This window comes from Pedobacter sp. (genome assembly GCF_035566355.1).
GTDB lineage: Bacteria > Bacteroidota > Bacteroidia > Sphingobacteriales > Sphingobacteriaceae > Pedobacter.
The window spans coordinates 1-17,189 of sequence record NZ_DATMRL010000491.1 but is presented as its reverse complement, the minus strand read 5'-3'; the positions used below and the strand labels follow the sequence as shown (position 1 = coordinate 17,189).

7 protein-coding genes are annotated in these 17,189 nt (G+C 40.2%); 1 reads left to right on the top strand and 6 read right to left on the bottom strand.

From position 1 onward, the window contains the following. Positions 1–73: 73 nt before the first annotated feature. Both VNZ46_RS19170 and VNZ46_RS19165 read right to left on the bottom strand, forming a co-directional pair. Positions 74–3,085, bottom strand: a complete 3,012-nt coding sequence (locus tag VNZ46_RS19170; protein ID WP_325561630.1) for a TonB-dependent receptor — start codon at positions 3,083–3,085, stop codon at positions 74–76. Positions 3,086–3,211: 126 nt separating this feature from the next. Next, positions 3,212–5,266, bottom strand: a complete 2,055-nt coding sequence (locus VNZ46_RS19165) for a glycoside hydrolase family 2 protein (RefSeq protein ID WP_325561628.1) — start codon at positions 5,264–5,266, stop codon at positions 3,212–3,214. Between the two features lie 203 nt (positions 5,267–5,469). Here VNZ46_RS19165 and VNZ46_RS19160 point away from each other — a divergent pair, with 203 nt between their 5' ends. After that, positions 5,470–9,564 (top strand): hybrid sensor histidine kinase/response regulator transcription factor, encoded by a 4,095-nt coding sequence (locus VNZ46_RS19160; protein ID WP_325561626.1) that lies wholly within the window; start codon positions 5,470–5,472, stop codon positions 9,562–9,564. Here VNZ46_RS19160 and VNZ46_RS19155 read toward each other — a convergent pair. The 4 genes from VNZ46_RS19155 to VNZ46_RS19140 all read right to left on the bottom strand — a co-directional run. Next, a complete protein-coding gene (locus VNZ46_RS19155) occupies positions 9,559–10,746 on the bottom strand; it encodes a glycoside hydrolase family 88 protein (protein ID WP_325561624.1) in 1,188 nt (395 codons plus the stop codon). The genes VNZ46_RS19160 and VNZ46_RS19155 overlap by 6 nt on opposite strands. 71 nt (positions 10,747–10,817) lie before the next feature. Further along, positions 10,818–12,566: a RagB/SusD family nutrient uptake outer membrane protein gene (locus VNZ46_RS19150; protein WP_325561622.1), complete on the bottom strand. Its 1,749-nt coding sequence runs from the start codon at positions 12,564–12,566 to the stop codon at positions 10,818–10,820. A gap of 10 nt (positions 12,567–12,576) precedes the next feature. Then, a complete protein-coding gene (locus VNZ46_RS19145) occupies positions 12,577–15,657 on the bottom strand; it encodes a TonB-dependent receptor (RefSeq protein ID WP_325561620.1) in 3,081 nt (1,026 codons plus the stop codon). A 30-nt stretch (positions 15,658–15,687) separates the two neighbouring features. After that, positions 15,688–17,189 (bottom strand): RagB/SusD family nutrient uptake outer membrane protein (locus VNZ46_RS19140; RefSeq protein ID WP_325561619.1); only part of this gene is annotated, 1,502 nt, incomplete at its 5' end.

Sequence of the window (17,189 nt, the reverse complement as noted above, 5' to 3'; positions counted from 1 at the left end):
ATCCCACACTTAGAACTGAAAACAGAACCAGTGCATATATATATAAAACTAACTTTTTCATAATCATTTAAATTTATTGTAGACCAATGTTGATACCCATTACAAAAGTTCGCACCTGAGGATAAAAGGTACTCGCCTGGTTATCATAATATTTATAAGGATCAGACTCAGGATCCCAGCCAAGCCATTTAGAGAATGTAGCCAGGTTCCTTCCACTCACATAGATGCGCAGATTGTTTATCTTAAACTTATTCAGTTTCTCGACAGCAAAATCATAACTCAATGTCGCGTCTTTTATCCTGGTAAAAGATCCGTCAACCGGATAAGTATACTGTCTTGAATTGGTATAGGCCAGAGATGGGCTAATATTACTTTTGTTATCTGGGGTCCAGTAAGTATAACTAGCAGGCAGGTTGATTCTACCAAGCTGATCCCGGTAATCATAAATCGTATTCGGTTTTAACACGCCCTGAACAGTTTGAATAAAGACACTCAGAGAAAAGTGTTTATATTTAAATGTATTGGTTATACCAGCGATATAATTGGGCAGACGGGTTCCGAGATAAGTGCGATCCTGGGAATTGATTTTTCCGTCACTGTTCAGATCCTGAAATTTCAAGTCCCCAGGTTTAGCAGATGGATCTACACTAAAGTCATCACCTTTTTGCCAAACACCAATTAATTTATAATCATACACCCCTTGCAAGGATTTTCCAATGAAAAGGTTATTGACAATATCATCTTTGCCATCTCCATAAAGAGATTTAACTTTGTTACGATTTAGGGAGAAATTAAAATTAGTTTCCCATGAAAAACCTTCCCGTTCTATGTTTCTCGAAGTAATACTAGCTTCAAAACCTTTGTTTGCAGTTTTACCCACATTATCTAAAATCGAAGTATAACCTGTTATATTCGGTATTTTTCTGGATAGTAGTAAATCATAAGTATTGGTAAAATAAGTCTCCAATGATCCCGAAATCCGGTTGGAAAGGATAGAGAAATCTATAGCAGCATTAAATCCTTTTGTACTCTCCCATTTCAAATTCTTGTTTCCAATCCTGCTTGGCGTTACACCAATTGTAGTCACACCATCGTAAATATATGGGACTGTAGCTAGGGTACTTAAGGTATTATAAGGAGAAACTCCCTGATTACCTGAAACACCATAAGATAGACGAAGTTTCAGTGAATTCACTATTTTACTTTCTTTTAAAAAGCTTTCATTATTTATATTCCAGCCCAAGGCTATGGAAGGAAAAGTCCCATATTTGTTGTCGCTGCCGAAACCCGAATAGCCATCTCGTCTCGCAGTTAAAGTCAAAAGGTAACGGCTATCATAAGCATAGTTTATCCTAAGCATCTGAGAGACCAGTGTGCTGGCATAATAATTAGAAGTTGTAGTCTGTTTCTGACCGGCACCGATATTATTAAAATCGAGCATATCATTAATAAATGTATTTGCATTAATGGTAGATTTGAAATCGTCATTCTTTTGTGCACTGTATAGACCAGTTATGTCTATATTATGCTTTCCAAAGGTTCTCTGATAGCCAAATATGTTTTCAATGAGCCAGTTTTTAGCTTCTTCATTGGCTAAGCTTGCGGTTCCAAGAAGATCTCCGGTTTTACGACCAGTATAATCTCCCGTACGATCGGGTTTATAGGTATAAGCGGTATTCAGCCTGTACTTAAATCCTTTAATAAACTCAGGTTTGATCTCTGCATAGGCATTTCCACTTAAGGTCCTGGTCAAGTTTAGTGTTGGCTGATATAGCCCCAGCAGTGGATTAGTGTAGAGCTGTTCAGGATTCATCGGATATATCTCATAATCTCCTTGTGCATTATACAAATGCCCGTATGGACTCATAACAGTCGCCATATAGAGATTTACTTTTCCTCCTCCCTGATCGTTATTGGTAAAAAACAGGTTGGTTCCTGCGGTCAGCCAGGAAGTAATTTTTGCGTCAAGGTTGGAACGCACGCTGAATCGGCTGTACTGGTATCCTTTCAACACCCCTTTTTCTTTAGTATAGTTTCCTGAAACATAATATTTTACATCTTCTGTACCTCCCGAAACATTAAGTTCATGGTTCTGTATAAAACCCTGTTGAGAAATCTCTTTTAACCAGTCAGTCTCTATTCCCTTATCATAATTGTCCTTCTCATACTGATTGGGAACAGGCGCAGATGCTTTATTAGTTTGTGCAGTGTAATCGAGATTCTTTTGTGCGTATTGTGCCCCACTCATTGGTTTTGCCGCACTGGTTATATTTTCCAGGCCAAACCAGGTACTATAGGCAACTACAGGTTTGCCAGTTTTCCCTCTCTTGGTCGTAATCAGGACTACACCGTTCGATCCCCGGGTTCCATAAATTGCGGTAGCAGATGCATCTTTAAGCACATCAATTGACTGTATGTCGGTACTGTTAATATCGTTATAAGAACCACTGAATGGAATACCATCCAAAACAATCAGAGGGCTGTTGCTTGCTGTAATGGAATGTAATCCTCTGATAAAAAAATCCGGTGATTTTCCAGGAGCATTAGAGGAAGAGCTGATGTTTACGCCGGCAACAGAACCTTGCATAGCCTGTAACACATTGGTTACCGGCAGGTTATCCAAACGTTCTTTTGGAACTGAAGAGATAGATCCGGTTACGTCACTTTTCTTCTGCGTACCATACCCTACAACAACAACTTCATCAAGAGCTTTCTTATCAGCTTTCAGAACAATATTTACGGTACCGCCTTTTACTGGAATTTCCTGAGGTAAAAAACCGATACTACTTATTATTAGTATAGCATTTGGATTTTTAAGTACAATGGAAAATTCCCCCTGGCCGTTGGTACTGGCTCCATTCTTGGTTCCCTTTTCCAGAATACTAACTCCAGGTAGTGGCATACCCTCTTCATCCCTCACAATACCTTTTACATTTTGTTGAGCTATCGGTTTCAACTCTATTTGTGCTACAAGTGGGCCCGCAAATGCTTCTGCATGAGATAAGCAGGCAAGTAATGGCACCATCACCAGGAACCTCCTGGATATTGGCCACCATAGTTCTTTTGGTAGTCTTCTTCTTTTCATATATGGTTGGTTAGTTAAGTTGACAATTAGAAATCTATTTGGTTATAATCAAAAATGTTGTTTTAAACGGCTAAAAAAGATGAATATTCAAAGCAAAAGGGTAGAAAAATCGAAACGGCAGATCCTTTACCTGCCTTTATAATTCCAGATCACCTCGTCAGTATAGCTCTTTCCATCCTTTGTGGTCCTGGACTTGATGACGTTTTTTCCTTTCTTTAATTCTATATGATCAAATACATAATGTACCGGAACATCAACTACTTGTGGAGCAGTAGTTATTTTCTTGCCATTCAGATAAAGCTCTGGCTGTCCGGTATTGGAATATACGGTAACCTGTGTAATCTGCTGTGTACGCTCAGTTGTTCTCCGCTCGGTAATGTACAGCACAGGTTCTTTGCTCCAGTTTGCTTTATACCAGTAAAAAGCATCTTTTTTTAATTTCCGGTCAAAAGTAACCAGGCCTTTCATATTCCGTGCAGGCATTCCTCCTCTTTCCCACATAGGAGTGGCAAAGTCAAACATATTCCATAAATAGGAAGCAACAATGTAAGGGTGTTTCGCAATAATTGGCCACTGTACTTCGTGCGTCTTTGTTTCATAATTTTCAGGATAAACAGGCAAACTATAATTATAAGTATCTCCCAAAAGTGCCTGCTCTTTTTGTTGAAATACGTTCCCGTCTGCTCCATATTCCGATAAAACCACTTTATTATCTGGATATTTTTGTTCCAGGTTTTCAACCCATTTATCCAGTCCTCCAATTTTACCTTCGTACCAACCATAGTAACGGTTCATTCCCTGAATATCCGCATTCAGGTTTGTTGGTCTTTCCATTTCACCATAGCCGCTTACACTTACGGTATAACGGCCTGGATCTTCTATTTTGGCGATCTCATTAAGGTCTCTGGTCAAAGTAGCTGGATAATCTGCAGGTGTTTTTCCGTACACCTCATTATGCAATCCCCATACATAAATAGCCGGATGGTTATAATTCTGACGGATCAGTTCAGTTAACTGCTGTTTGGCATTGTCTCCTTCTTCAGAAGTATAGGTATTTACAAATGGAATTTCAGCCCAGATTACAAAACCCAGGGAGTCACATTGTGAATAGATATATTCTGCCTGCTGATAATGGCCAAAGCGAATGGTGGTTGCTCCCATTTCCCTGATCATATCCAGGTCTTCTTTGTGCTGCGAATTGCTCAGTGCATTTCCATATTTCCACCTGTCCTGATGGCGGGTAACCCCATACATAGGATAAGCCTTATCGTTTACAAAAAAACCTTTCTTTCCTGCAAACTCAAATTTTCTAAGACCTAGCGGTTGTACAACTTCATCAATAACCTGGTCATTTTGAAGAACCTGGGTAACCACCTTATACAGATAGGGATCATCCAGTCCTTGCCATAGATGAGGGTTTTCCATACTAAAATTCTGTTCAAAGCGCTGTCTTCCCTGCATCGTTACCCGCTCATTGGTGTTTTTAGTCAGAACAGATTTCCCTTCTTTATCGTATACCGTCGTTTTGATTGTTATTTCCTGTGGAGAAGAAAGTTTATTTTCAATCTTAACCGCCAGGTTAACTTCTGCAGATTTTGGAGATACATTTTTCTGGCTTAAGTAAATCCCTGGCGATGCATAATCCGTAGTACTGATGTTCAGCTTATTGGTTACAATTAAACTAACTGGCCTGTAAATACCACCATAAATTCCAAACAAAAAGTGGTTAACCGGGATAACATCTTTTCTGGCCTTGTTGTTAACTTTAACAAGAACGGTATTTTTTGAACCAGACTTAACCGCATAAGTGATCTCAAAACAAAAAGCACTGTAAGATCCTTTATGTGTACCAACCAGCTTATCATTTACATAGACTTGTGCAACCTGTCCTACCCCTTCAAAACGCAAAAAGATCCTTTTATCTTTATATTCATCGCTCAGGTCAAAGTCTTTTTTATACTGTCCTTCGCCTTCATAAAAGTCCTTTGACAACTGCATATCCTCCGCATTCCAGGTATGTGGTATGCTTATGTTTTCCCATTCCGTCTTCGCGACCACGTTTTCATTTGTTTTTTTGAATTTCCAGCCACTGTTAAAATTTAAAGTTGATCTGGATTGGGCTCGCACACCTAAGCAAAAAAAGGAAAATGCCAAAGTTAAAAAGGCTATATTTTTATTCATATTCATCGTTATGGAAATTTCATCCGGAAACTGGATTCATTTTTCCAAAACTGTCAGATTATTTTTTTTTAAAAGAGGATTATTCAAAAGAAAAAGATAGAAAAATCAAAAAAAACATACTTTTAGAAAGAATTAAGCAAGATTCTGTTTCGATTCAACTCGATTATTCGGATATTCAAAGTTCCAATCAAACCACAATCATCATGTTCGCTAAAAAGAGCTGTAGCTATTTGTCCTGGATTTTATTTATTGTATTCGTACAGCTACATGCCTATGCCCAAAAAGAAGTTCAGTTCAGTAATTTAACTCTTGAAAATGGACTGTCACAAAACTCGGTGCTTGCCATTTGTCAGGATAATCAACAATTTCTTTGGTTTGGAACAAAACACGGTCTTAACAGATATGATGGATATCAATTTAAGATCTATAGAAATATACCTTCCGTACCCGGCAGTCTTTCCTCCAGCAGTATCCAATATAATTATATAGATTCCAGAGGCGATCTCTGGATAGGAACAAGTAAAGGCTTAAACAAATACGATCGTCAAAAAGATAATTTTACGCGTTTCTTGACCAATTCAAAAGATAAAACGGCCATTAGCAACAATTCCATAGAATATATTTATGAAGATAAGAACCAAAATCTTTGGATTGGTACGTATAAGGGACTGAATAAACTAGACAGAGAAACAAATACCTTTCAATTGTACTCCTTTAAAGATACCCTTGCCCACCCTAACCAGAATTCAATAACCGCTATTTTGATGGACAACCATGGATTTCTCTGGGTAGGCAGTACAGATGGCCTGATGAAAGTGCGTTTTGAAAATGGACATATGCAGTACCAGCTCTTCCAAAGCCAGCCGGGTAAAACAAATGGACTCAGCTCCAGTTATATCACCAGTATTGCAATGGATGCGCAGCAAAATATCTGGATCGGAACAGATAATGGAATCAATCTCTATCACAACAATGATCAATCGTTCACTTCCTTTACCCATAGCAATAAAGACCAAAATTCAATTGTTCACAATGACATCCGAACGATTGCGCTCAGAAATGATGGCATGTTGTGGATTGGGACCCAGGAAGGTTTAAGTATATTGGATCCTGCGAATAAAAATTTCACAAATTACCAGCATGATCCTGAGTTAAAATGGAGTATTGCCCAAAACTCCGTTCACAGCATCTTTCAGGACATCAGTGGAACCATGTGGGTAGGCACCTATTATGGAGGCGTCAATTTCGCTTACCCCTATTCTACAGCGTTTAAAGTACAGCAGAACAACAAGCAGCATTCTAGCCTGAGCAGTAATGTGATCAGTTCCATTGTTGAAGATGAGCAGCACAACTTATGGATTGGAACAGAAGGTGGCGGGTTAAATTATTACAACCGCTTTTCTCAAACCTATACCCACTATAAGAATAAACCTACTGACCATACGAGTTTAACCTCTAACCTTGTCAAAACAATCTACCGAAATAAAAAAGGCGATCTTCTGATTGGCACGCATCATGGCGGATTAAATTTCTTTGACCCCGGAACAAAGACTTTCAGGCACATCAACAATGTAAAAAATTATAAGAATGATATTGGAACGGCAGAGATTATTGCTATTAACGAGGATAGTTATGGAAATACCTGGATAGGCTCCTTAGATGGGCTGAACCTGCTGAAAAAAGTAAATGGGCGATATGCAGAATATACGGTAAAGAGCCCCCTGGAAAAAAGTCTGAAAAATAAAAGCATACAGATACTATTTGAAGACCAGCAAAGAAAATTATGGATAGGTACTGCAGCCGGATTACATCGATATGATCCTCAAACCGGAAAACTGAGTTATTTTCTAAAAAACCCTGCGGATATCAATCGCTTACAGTCAGACTACATTAATTGTATCGCCCAAAGTACAAATGGTGATCTATGGATAGGAACTCATTTTGAAGGCATAAGCCGTTACAGCTCAAAAACTAACCACTTTAAAACCTATACAGAAAAAGACGGGTTATCAAATAACAATGTATTGGGTATAGTGGAAGATCAATCCGGCAATTTATGGATCAGTACAGATAACGGTCTTTCCAAACTAGATCCCAAAACAGGAAAATTCAGGAACTATACCAGAAGTGATGGGCTTGCAGGAAATGAATTCAATGTCAGGTCCTTCTTTAAAGACAGTAAAGGTGAATTCTATTTTGGAGGATATAATGGATTAACCACCTTCTTTCCAGACCAGATAGAGATCAATAAATCTACTGCACCTATTGTATTTACAGGTTTAAAATTATTCAATCAACCAGTTGATGTAAATGGCCCTGACAAATTACTGAAGGAAGACATCAACAGCCAGAAAGAAATCACTTTTGCCCACGATCAGAATCATTTCACTATTGGTTTTGCACTCTTAAATTATATTAAATCAGATAAAAATAGATATGCCTATAAATTGGAAGGCTATGAAAAGGACTGGACCTATGTTCATACACCCAGTGCAACTTATACCAATCTTCCTCCAGGAGAATATGTATTTACGGTCAAAGGAATAAACAATGATGGTATCCCTGGCAAGGGCTCTGTAAGCATAAAAATAAAGATCCGTCCACCTATATGGGCCAGTTGGTGGGCTTACTTTGCTTATTTGCTGATCTTTTCCGTGATACTATTTCTGGTGGTGCGGTACCTTTTCATTAAGGCCCTGTTAAAACGCTCCGTAGACTTGCAGCAAATGAAGCTGGATTTTTTTACCAATATTTCTCATGAAATACGTACGCCACTAACCTTAATTCTCACTCCGCTTGAAAATCTGCTAAAGAACACACAGGATAATCTGGAAATCAGCAGACAGATCATCCCGATAAAAAACAACGCGGATCGCTTAATGCGGTTGATTACAGAGCTCATGGATTTCAGGAAAGCAGAAACAGGCCATTTAAAATTATATGTTAGCTCTGATAATATTATTATTTTTTGCAAAGAGATTTTCCTGGCCTTCCAGCATGTGGCTATAGAAAAGAACATTACATACAATTTTGAATCCTCAAAAGATTCCATAGAGATCTTTTTTGACAGAAAGCAACTCGAAAAAGTATTGTTTAACCTGTTGAGCAATGCTTTTAAATTTACAAAAGACAATGGCACCATCACACTAAGGATAATTGAGCATAAAGACGAGGTCCAAATTCAAGTTCATGATAACGGTGCTGGCATTTCCTATGAGAACCAGAACAAGCTTTTCAGTAGTTTCTTCCAGGTGGACGACCAGGGCTCCAGTCATATTGGGTCGGGCATTGGACTTGCACTTTCCAAGAGCATTGTAGAAGCACATCATGGTGCGATAGATATTGAGAGCATTCCTGCTACAACACACACCCCAGGCGACACTTGTTTTACCGTCAAACTAAAAAAAGGAAAAACACATTTCAAATCTGAAGAATTTGCGGTGACCAGAGAAACCTATCCCGTTTTTAGTACAGACATAACCTATAATCCGGCTTCAACAGATGAAGATCATAAAAAAGATAGCTCTAACAATGAACATATCCTCATTATAGAAGACAATGCGGAGATCAGACAATTGCTTGCAGGATCTGTAGGTCAGCATTACCAGGTAAGTGAAAGCATTGATGGTTTAAAAGGTTGGGAAACTGCTATAGAACTCTTGCCGGATTTGATCATTTGTGATGTGATGATGCCCGTAATGGACGGTTTGGAACTCTGCAGAAAACTCAAGACCGATGAAAGGACAAGCCATATTCCTGTCATCCTGCTCACCGCCAGATCCTCGCACATCCATCAAGTTACCGGACTGGAAACTGGCGCTGATGCCTATATCATGAAGCCATTCAGCATGGAACTCCTGGAACTGAACATTAAAAACCTCATCCATTCAAGAGACTTGATGCGCAGAAAATATGGCCAGCAGATCACCCTGCAGCCGCAGAACATCCAGATTGGGTCAACAGACCAGGCTTTCATTACAAAAGTTATCAACTATATAGAAGCACATATGTCTGAGCAAAGTTTTGGAGTGCCAGACCTGGCTTCAGAAACCGGTATGAGCCAGCCAGTGTTGTATAAAAAGATAAGAGCAATCACGGATCTGTCTGTAAACGACTTTATCAAATCTATACGTTTAAAAAGAGCGGTACAGCTTTTAGAACAAAAAAGCTATACCATTTCAGAAATCTCTTATCTGATTGGCTTTAATGACCCTAAATATTTCAGCAGGGAATTTAAAAAACAATATGAAAAAACTCCCAGAGAATTCATGAACGAGCTAAAAAATAACAACTTATAAATACCATTTTTTATATCGGGCCAAGGCCTCCAGAAAATAATAGTCTGCATAAGTTAAAGGAACATCTATTTCAGATTTTAAAGGCAATGCACCTACACTGTGCAATAATAAAAAGCCACCATTTTCTCCCGGTTTTGAGCGATAACGATCCGAAGACAGAGAGACAATCATTTTTCTGGCAGCAGAGACGAACTTGTCTTTGCTTCTGCCAGTAGAATATTGGCCCAATTCCAGTAAAGCCGATGAAATGACAGCCCCTGCGGAGACATCCCTGTAAGTATCCGGAATATCTGGTGCATTAAAATCCCAGTAAGGAATTCCGTCAGCAGGCAAATTTGGATGGTTCAATATAAAATCAGCAATATGCATGGCTTGGTCCAGGTATTTTTGATCCTTTGTAAAACGATACATCATGGTATAGCCATACAAAGCCCAGCCCTGGCCCCTGCTCCAGGCAGATTCATCTGCAGCACCTTGCGCTGTTCCCCTTCTGATCACTTTTCCGGTCAACATATCGTAATCTACTACATGGTAAGAGCTGTAATCAGATCTGAAATGGTTCTTCAGGGTTTTGTTGGCATGAGAAACAGCAATCTGTTCATACTTTGGATCACCACCATGTGCACTTACCCAGAGCAATAGCTCCAGGTTCATCAAATTATCAATAATCACAGGTCCTTTCCAGGTTTTACTGGAGTTCCAGGATTGAATGACCCCCGCAGCAGGGCGGTACCTGGTTGCGAGTGAACCCGCAGAGGTATCAATTACCGCTTTGTATTTCTCCTCCTTCAAAATCCTGTATGCATTTCCAAAGCTGCAAAACATCATAAAACCCAAATCATGGTTACCCGTGTAGTGTTTCTCCTTCTCCAGTATAGACAGTCGCCTGTTGGTTTCAGCTAGAATTGTTGTATCTCCAGTGTATTCGTAAATATAGAGCAATGAACCTGGGTAAAAACCACTGCACCACCACTTCGTATCGCTGGTTTCTATCTTTCCGCTCTTAGCATAATAGGTTTTCGGCATCACTTCAGCAGGAATATTTTTAGCCAGCACTTTATACTGCCTTTGAGCAAAATGAAATTGATCATCAATAAGCTGTTTCATCTGACTCCGGTCCTGCCCTTTTAAAAAGCCACTGCCTGTGCACAGAAAGATTAAAAATAATAAGGTATTCTTCATTATAACAATTTTATTCAATAACTATTTCAATAGAAAAGTGGGTGTATTTTCGTCACCCACTTCTCAAAATTTTACCAGCCTGGATTCTGAATCAACAGACTGCTTTTGTTAATTTCTGATTGTGGTATTGGGAAATAATACATTTGCGGACTTAAGAAAACCCGTGTCTCAAAAGCAAAACGTGTACCAGTATAAGCATTCCCGTTTTTAACCCATCTCATACCAATCGCATCGCCATTAAGCACTTTCTCGGCAATTTTCCATCTCTTAACATCAAAAAAACGGTGTGCCTCTTCAAATGCAAATTCTACCCTCCGTTCATTTCTGATCACCTGTCTCATATCATCCTTCGTTAGCCCGCCAGGCAACTGATAAGGATCGAGTCCTGCACGTCTGCGTATGGCTTCTACTGCTGCGTACACTTGCGCTCCCGGCCCCTGAAATTCATTTTCTGCTTCAGCATAATTGAGCAGGATTTCTGCATAACGAAGTGAAACTAAGCCTATATCACTGGTTACCCCGTAATTTCCTCCGGCATTCTCATTACAGAACTTCCTGAACAGATATCCAGTTCGTGTAGAATTTGAAGTCCCAAGGCCATCCCCTGCTGCTTGAAAATACAGGTTTACCGGAGTTGGCTTATTGGTTGTTTTATCCAGCCAGGTTGCCTGATTATACAAAATAGTATAACCGAATCTTGGATCTCTGTTTTTATACATATCAGATTCTGAATAACCTGATCCGGCTTCATCCTTCATTTTACCATTGGCCATTGGATAAGCATCTACCAGAGACTGGGTTGGATAAGAATAGGCCTGTCCGCCCCGGGTTACGGGTAAGAGATAACCCTCATACCATCTTCCGGTCTTCATCATGATCTGGAAAATCTGTTCAGAGTTCTTCCTGTCTGTCAACGTTTTATAGAAACCATATCCTTTGGCGGTGGTGTTGTCTTCAACAAGCTGATAAAGATTCAGATCCATAACTGCCTTTGCAGCATCTGCAGCCAGTTTCCATCTATTCGCATCAAAATTCTCATAACCCGCAAGCTTTTTCTGTTCCCCGCCAGTAGATGGGTTTTCACCATTAAACAAAGGGCTTGCAGCGAGCAGCAGTAACCTGGATTTCAAGGCCATTGCAGCACCCTTGGTTGGTCTTCCATAATCCTCCGGCAATTGGGTCAAAGGCAAAATTCCGCTACAGGCATCAAGTTCGGCCGAGATATAACTTACCGTCTCTGCAAAACTTGATCTTGGTAAATTGAAATCATCAGTCAAACCAAACAGGCGGTCTCCAAGTAAAGGTAAACCGCTGTAATTCCGAAGCAGATGATAATAATAATAGGCCCGCAGAAATCTGGCTTCTCCTTTCAGTTTCAGTTTTCTTCCTGCAGAGATTGGAGATCTGTCCACATTCCCTAAAAAAACATTAACCCTTCTGATGTTTGTAAAGGCACTGTTCCAGTGATTTTTAAACCTGGAGAAATCAGCTAAGCTAGCAAACTGTGCCAAATTAAATGCCGGTGCCGCCTGTGCAGTAGTACCAGACCATCGACATTCAGAATCATCAGAAGCATCACTGTAAGACCATAATCCGCCTCCAGTTACCCCATTATCCATGTAATAGGTTGTAGGAAGATCGGCATATACCCCATTTAGGAATTGAAAAGTGAGTAAGCTGTCTGCAAACACGGTATTCTGGTTCATTTGACCAACATCAGTTTTATCAAGAAACCCCTTATCCGACTTCTTACAACTATAAATCATAATTACCGGCAAAAAAACCAGTAAGTATTTCCGAAAAGCATATTTTGTATTCATATCTATTTAATTAAAAGCCAACCTGTACACCAAAATTCACTACTTTTTGCTGAGGATAATTCTGATATCCCTCTACTGTTCCGGTTACAGATTCCGGGTCAATATCATAAATGCTCAGGTTGAACCAGGTAATTAGGTTCAGTGCATTTGCATAAATCCGAACATTGCTCAGTCTTACACGTTTCACCAACGATTCAGGTAAACGATAGCCTAGCTCCACATTTTTTAAGCGCAAATAATTTGTAGACCTCAGCCAAAAGGTTGAGGCATCGAAATTGACCCCGCCCAATCGTGGATACTCTGCAATGTCCCTGGTTTCCGGGGTCCATCTTTTTTCGTGTATTGCAGACGGAAGACCGTTTACATTACCAATTTGAAGCATAGTTGAGGCATTCAAACTTCCCCGGGCAGCTCCCTGAAACAGTACGGAAATGTCGAAATTCTTATAACTGGTACCCAGAGAAAAACCATAATTGATCTGCGGAATGTTAGGATAACCAATAGGCCCTATATCCCCCTGGTCTATTTTCCCATCATGGTTAATGTCTACCATTTTTATATCTCCAGGTTGAACCACTTTTCCTATCACCTTCGGACTGTTGGCAACATCCGCATCATCACGATAAAACCCATCTGCTGTGTAACCATAGATTTGCCCAATTGGCCTGCCTGTACGCATCAGTAATGGATTAGCAGCATTCAAAGGTTCATCCCTGTAAAGGATTTTATTCTTTGCAAAAGAGATATTTCCCTTTACAAAGTATTGGAAATTCTCATTTATGCTATGCCGGTGTGTAATTTCCGCTTCAAATCCTTTGTTACTCACCACACCAATATTAACAGGCGGCAAGCTTAAACCGGAATACGCTGGCACAGTTTCCCTTACCGTTAAAATATCAGACCGGCGATGATCAAAATAATCTAAAGTCAACTCCAGTTTACTGTTAAACATTTTGATATCCGTACCAATATCCATTTTCCGCTCCTTCTCCCAGCGCACATCTTCATTTGCCAGTTGCCCAGGTACAATACCAGGTACTGCAGTATTATTATCACCGAAATAATAGCTGTTCTTGTCAGCGCTTGTATACACCTCCTCATAGATATATCGGTATCCTCCAACATCATCACTTCCTACAATACCCCACGATCCCCGCAACTTCATATAGTTAATAAAAGGCAGCGCCTTTTTAAAGAACTTTTCTTCACTCAGGTTCCAACCCAGACTTATCGCCGGAAAAAGCCCGAAGCGATTTTTAGCCTGGAAGCGATCTGAACCATTATAACCGGCATTTACTTCAAACAGATATTTGGAGGCAAAATTATACCCCATCCTTAAAGCGTATCCCTGAAAATTCCCAGGTGCACTTGCACCCGAAATTTCTGTAGATCGATTGGTCAGCACCAATCCGTACACATTATGTTGGTTAAACTGACGGTTATAGCTAAGGATTCCCTGTAAATTTAATCTTCTGAACGGGTAGGGAATTTTATTGGCATCAAATGCCGTAGAAACCGTAAGAGGCTCCAGCCGCATCAGATCTGGAAAGACAGGATCAAGTACGTCAGAACCTGCTATATGGTCATAAACAGGGAAACGACCCCTGGTAAGCCCTCTCCTAAAAGAAAAATTATTGGTATAAGCCAGTATCCCTCTAAAAGACAGACCCTGCGTAACGAAATCCAGCTTCTGCACTGCATTCAGGTTTAAATTCAGGTCATTGCTATACGTCCTTTCATAGCCACCATATTCCAGCAAACCTACCGGGTTTAAAGATTCACCTTTCTTTCCGCCGTAAGATCCATCTTCATTTTTAACCGGATACTTCCATGGTGCCAGAATACCGCTGCTGATCCTTCTCCAGAAGGGTAATGCTCCGCCAGGAACTACATCTGGTAAATTCGGCTCATTGATTTCGTTAAAACGAGCAGACAAGTCTAGCTTTAACGTTAGTGTTTTAGTTACATCAATATCTACATTAGACCTTATATTATACCTTTTTAAATAATAATTATTGTTAAATGATTCCTGTTTCGGAACTTCTTTAAGTAATCCATTCTGAAAAAGGCTGCCCAGAGAAACGAAATATCTTAAAGTCTTCGTTCCACCATTAATATCAATATTATTACTTTGTTGTATGGTGCTTTTACGCATCACCTCATCATACCAGTTTACACTTGGATAATGGTAAGGATCATCCCCGAGTCTGAAATGTTCCAGTGCCTCGGGAGTCATCAAACCTGGATAAGCAAGGTTGGGGTCCTGTCCTGAGTTTACGGCTTGTTCTTTTAATAAAGTCAAGGCATCAAACGTTGGAAGAATCTTACGGCGTATAGTAGGAAGCTGTAAACCAAAATCCGTACGGAGTGTGATCTTAGGCGCTCCAGACACCCCTCTGCGAGTAGTTATGATAATTACCCCGTTTGCACCCTTAACCCCATAGATCGCAGTAGAAGAAGCATCCTTTAAAATGGAAATACTTTCTACCTCATTGGAACTGATCTGATTCAGCTGCTCATACATATATTCTACATCGTCAACAATCACCAAAGGTCTGTTAACAGCCCCCGTTGCATAAGAACTTATACCCCTGATATAAATATTTGCTGCGTCTTTACCAGGTTGCCCACTAGTTTGCTGCTGAAACAATCCAGGTAGTCTGCCCACCAGTGAATTCTGAATACTGGCTGCCGGACTCTGTCTGATTTCCTTTCCGGTTACCGTACTTACAGATCCTGTATTGGTGATTTTCTTTTGTGTAGTTAAACCTACCACCACAACTTCGTCCAGATTTGAGTTGTCACTTTCCAAAGTTACATTTGCATCCTGACCGGCGGTCAGACTAATTGTCTTCTTCACATAACCCACCGAAGAAAAGGACAATTTCTGGCTGCTTAAAGGGACTTTGATCGTAAAAACACCATTCACATCTGTCAACGCTATATTTTTAGGGTTACCAGTTTCATAAACAGACACAGAGACAAGTGTTAACCCTTCTTTGTCTGTAACCCGGCCTCTAACAGACCTCATTTGCGCAAATACTGCAGAGCTTAGCAGCATAAACAATAATATACTAATATATCTTTTCATTATATCTTTATCTTAATGCGGTTCAATCGGTTAAAAAGACCATCCTGGGTTTTGCACCATATTTGGATTGGTTAGAATTTCTGAATAAGGAATTGGATTGTAATACATCTTTGAGGCATCAAAGACAGACGGGGATGCGTCAAAAACAGAATACGTAAAGGAGCCGTCCTGCTTTTTTATAATTTTCACCCCTTTAACCGGTTGATTTAGTACGCTCTCCGCAAGTTTCCATCTGCGCAAGTCCCAAAACCGGTGTTCTTCAAAAGCCAGTTCAATACGTCTTTCATTCCGGATCAGGGCACGCATGGCAGATTGACTGGCACCAGGAGGAAGTCCATACTGATTATCTCCCCCGGCTTTAATACCAGCTCGTTTTCTAATCGCAATAAGGCTGTTGTAAACCTCCTGTACCGGCCCACTGCTTTCATTCAGGGCCTCAGCATAGTTCAGTAAAATTTCGGCATATCTGAACAGAATCACATGATGTCCTTGATTACTGTAAGCCGTAGAATTCTCAAACTTGCCCATAAACTTCCGCAGGTAATAACCTGTTTTAGTTTGTACGCGGTTTCCACCTGGCTTATCTTGCCCGCCTTCAAAAGTTTCTACCGGTCTAGACAGCCACATTTTACCATTGTACATAATGGTCGCGTCCAAACGAGGGTCGCGGTTCAGATAAGGATTTGAGGAGTCATATCCTGAACCATTCTCATTTATTGTCTTTCCATTAATGGTTAAAAATGCATCAACCAGGTTCTGTGACGGGCTGGTAGCTCCTGCGCCAACAATATAACCTACAGGTCCATTGTTATTTTCTACACTCTGGCTCAGCGCCTGTTCCCTGATAAAAATGAACTCTGTATTACGTGTCGCATTTAAAGAGGCAATAAAATCAGTTGCCAGAGAATAATTGTTCAGGTTAATAATGTCTTTAGCGGCCTGAGCAGCTACAGACCACTTCTGAAGGTCATTACCCGGATTATTCAATGGGCTTGCAGCATACAACAAAACCCTGGATTTCAAAGCCATTACCGCCCCCTGATTTGCACGTCCCCAGTCGCCATCGGTAATCGAAACAGGCAACAAACTGTTTTTTATACTTTCCAGCTCTGAAAGTATGTAAGCATTACATTCCTCAAGAGTATTTCTTTTATAGTTTAATTGATCAGACAAACCTAATACTTTGTCACCAAGCAGCGGAACTCCTCCCCACCTCTTGGTCAGTTCAAAATAGAAATAGGCTCTTAAAAAACGAGCTTCTGCTTTCCATTGTACCTTGCGGTCGGCTGGGGCAGGAACAATATCTATCTTGCTTAAAAAAAGGTTTGCTCTTCTGATGCCAGAATAATTTCTGCTCCAGGTATTGTCGGGCAGCACATTGGCCGATATCCGTCCATTTCTAAAATTATCGATAGAACTTCCGTCTTTCGAAGCCAGTGCATCATCTGTACCTGCGTCAAGAAAAGAACCGTCAATTCTGTTGTACCAGTCTGGCAGCAACAAATAAGTGCCATTTAGAAACTGTTGTGCAT

What these genes read in the sequence shown, in the direction of transcription:
- VNZ46_RS19170 (WP_325561630.1), bottom strand. Translation starts at nt 3,085, where the DNA reads ATGAAAAGAAGAAGACTACCAAAAGAACTATGGTGGCCAATATCCAGG.
- VNZ46_RS19165 (WP_325561628.1), bottom strand. Translation starts at nt 5,266, where the DNA reads ATGAATAAAAATATAGCCTTTTTAACTTTGGCATTTTCCTTTTTTTGC.
- VNZ46_RS19160 (WP_325561626.1), top strand. Translation starts at nt 5,470, where the DNA reads ATGTTCGCTAAAAAGAGCTGTAGCTATTTGTCCTGGATTTTATTTATT.
- VNZ46_RS19155 (WP_325561624.1), bottom strand. Translation starts at nt 10,746, where the DNA reads ATGAAGAATACCTTATTATTTTTAATCTTTCTGTGCACAGGCAGTGGC.
- VNZ46_RS19150 (WP_325561622.1), bottom strand. Translation starts at nt 12,566, where the DNA reads ATGAATACAAAATATGCTTTTCGGAAATACTTACTGGTTTTTTTGCCG.
- VNZ46_RS19145 (WP_325561620.1), bottom strand. Translation starts at nt 15,657, where the DNA reads ATGAAAAGATATATTAGTATATTATTGTTTATGCTGCTAAGCTCTGCA.